Here is a 316-nt window from a genome sequence, read left to right on the forward strand (position 1 = left end):
TATTTAAAGTTGACGAAGCAGCTAATACAGCAACCTTCGTTCAAACAATTACAATTAATAAGATTAATGCCAAGGTAACAGTCAATGTTGCTAACGCCAAAATCGGTGATTCAATTAATAATCTCCCTAGTGCTGACGGTTATACTTTAAATACTGATGACGCAAATAGTGCAGTTATTCCTGCAAATGCGAAGGCAGATACAAAGGTTTATAAAGATCAAGATTTAACCAAACTGGTTACTGGTGATAAGTTTGATGAAGCTGGAACTTACTATCGTGCCATTACCTTCACTCCAACAGCTAATCCAGCTGATTA

Annotated in this window: 1 protein-coding gene; it reads left to right on the forward strand. The window is 36.4% G+C overall.

The genetic code is table 11. The features are described 5' to 3' along the window. A partial coding sequence (locus tag FC97_RS13495; RefSeq protein WP_162257591.1) for a hypothetical protein occupies nt 1-316 on the forward strand: 316 nt, incomplete at both ends.

This window comes from Companilactobacillus kimchii DSM 13961 = JCM 10707, from assembly GCF_001435445.1.
Taxonomy (GTDB): domain Bacteria; phylum Bacillota; class Bacilli; order Lactobacillales; family Lactobacillaceae; genus Companilactobacillus; species Companilactobacillus kimchii.